This window comes from Geobacillus sp. (genome assembly GCF_017515625.1).
Lineage (GTDB): Bacteria > Bacillota > Bacilli > Bacillales > Anoxybacillaceae > Geobacillus > Geobacillus stearothermophilus.
Window position 1 is genome coordinate 1 of the sequence record NZ_JAFWFM010000050.1, and the last position, 2,145, is coordinate 2,145.

The window sequence follows — 2,145 nt, forward strand, 5'->3', positions numbered from 1 at the left end:
AATACTGTAAATAAACAAAATAGGGGGATTCTCCCTTTCCACACAGGAGACCGAATATTCAGTCTCCTGTGTGGAGGAAACTAGTTCCCTATTCATTCCAAATCCATTTCAGAGAAACCCTACTCCATTACATTACACAAAATTCTTGACGGTACCACCGGAAGCGAGGGTTTTCTTGGTTCAGAAAGGAATCTGGCGTTTGGTTGTCGAATGACATGAGAGAAGAATGCATGAAGAAAGGGAGAGGAATGATGTCCGCATTTCAAGCGTTCGTTGTCAACAAAACCGAAACAGAATTTACCGCTGGTGTGCAGACGATGTCCATAGATGATTTGCCGGAAGGCGACGTCCTTGTCCGCGTCCATTATTCGAGCGTCAATTACAAAGATGGATTGGCGTCCATTCCGGATGGCAAAATTGTGAAAACGTATCCGTTCGTGCCGGGAATTGATTTGGCCGGGGTGGTTGTTTCGTCGCACCATCCGCGCTTCCGCGAAGGGGACGAGGTGATCGCGACCGGATATGAAATCGGTGTGACGCATTTCGGGGGCTACAGTGAATATGCTCGCCTGCACGGCGATTGGCTCGTGCCGCTGCCAAAAGGGTTGACGTTGAAAGAAGCGATGGCGATTGGGACGGCTGGGTTTACAGCGGCGCTGTCCATTCACCGTCTTGAGGAGCATGGGTTGACGCCGGAACGCGGACCGGTGCTTGTCACGGGGGCGACGGGCGGCGTCGGGAGTCTGGCCGTGTCGATGCTCGCCAAGCGCGGCTATACGGTGGAAGCGAGCACAGGCAAAACGGCGGAGCACGACTATTTGCGCGCCCTCGGCGCCAAGGAAGTGTTGACGCGCGAAGACGTCACGGCTGAACGCATTCGTCCGCTTGATAAGCAGCGCTGGGCCGCGGCGGTTGACCCGGTCGGCGGCCGGACGCTGGCGACGGTGTTAAGCCGCATCCGCTACGGCGGAGCGGTGGCGGTGAGTGGGTTGACAGGCGGCGTCGAGGTGCCGACAACCGTCCATCCATTCATTTTGCGCGGCGTCAGCTTGTTTGGCGTTGATTCCGTCTATTGTCCAATGGATGTGCGCCTCCGCATTTGGGAGCGGCTCGCTGGCGACTTAAAGCCGGATTTGGAGCGGATTGCTCAAGAGATTTCGCTCGCTGAATTGCCGCAAGCGCTTAAGCGCATTTTGCGCGGCGAACTGCGCGGCCGGACGGTCGTGCGGTTAGGATGACGTTCGGACGCAATCGAACGGAAGCAGCGTCCGAACTTGGTGCTCTCCACATCTTCTTTTGAATGATCCTTGATGAGTGAAGGCGATGGAAAGGGGAAGTGTGCAGAAGAAGAAAGGAAAGACGCAGGGGGAAGCACCTGCGTCTTTTTTTGTGATCTCGAATCCGTTTTTCGACGTGAGCGTAGGCGGGGGAGCGTTCACCCCCGCAATTGATACCGCTCGAGCTCCGCGAAAAAGTCTTTCACAAACCGGTAAAACACTTTTACCGACGGAGCGAGTTCGTGGTGGTCGGAAATGATAATGCCGACGTTGCGCTTTACTTGCGGCATCTCGATTGGCACTTTGGCGGCGTAGCGAAGAAGGCTTTCCGACAAGGCGCTTTCCGGCAGGAGGGTCACGCCGATGCCAGCGGAGACAAGCCCTTTAATGGCATCGAGATCTTCGCCTTCCGATGAAATGTTGGGCGAAAATCCGGCTTGGTGGCAAGCGTCAATAACGATTTGATGCAAAATGTATCCTTTTGGAAACGTTACAAATGGATCATGGCGCAGTTCGTTCAATACGATCCGGTCGCGGCGGGCGAGCGGATGGCTGTTCGGCAGGAGGGCGGCAAACGGTTCGGAAAACAAAATTTCTCCTTTAATGCCGATTTCATGAACCGGAATCGGTCCGAGAAAGGCAAGGTCGATCTCCCGTTTTTTCACCGCTTCGATTAAATAATAGTACGACCCTTGGCGGAGATGGAACGAGACGTTTGGGTGCTCCGCTTTAAAGGCGGAGATGACCATCGGCATCATGTGGCTTGCCAGGCTTGTAGCCGGAAGATTCGGCATATAGGCGCTTCCCGCACCGGTGGGGGCTGCAGGTACTTCACGCATGGCCGTTGCACCGTAGGTCAGGAGCATGG

General features: G+C 55.0%; 2 protein-coding genes. One reads left to right on the top strand and one right to left on the bottom strand.

Going from position 1 to position 2,145, the window contains the following annotated elements:
* The first annotated feature begins 251 nt into the window (after positions 1 to 251).
* Positions 252 to 1,238 carry an NADPH:quinone oxidoreductase family protein gene (locus tag IKE44_RS03215; RefSeq protein WP_033016618.1) on the top strand — a complete coding sequence of 329 codons (987 nt, stop codon included), beginning with the start codon at positions 252 to 254 and terminating at the stop codon, positions 1,236 to 1,238.
* Positions 1,239 to 1,435: 197 nt separating this feature from the next.
* Here the strand turns inward: IKE44_RS03215 and IKE44_RS03220 are convergent.
* A partial coding sequence (locus tag IKE44_RS03220) for a LysR substrate-binding domain-containing protein (protein WP_287464996.1) occupies positions 1,436 to 2,145 on the bottom strand: 710 nt, incomplete at its 5' end.

Bases quoted from the DNA above. Each gene is read 5' to 3' on its own strand.
- IKE44_RS03215 (WP_033016618.1), top strand. From the start codon at position 252: ATGTCCGCATTTCAAGCGTTCGTTGTCAACAAAACCGAAACAGAATTT.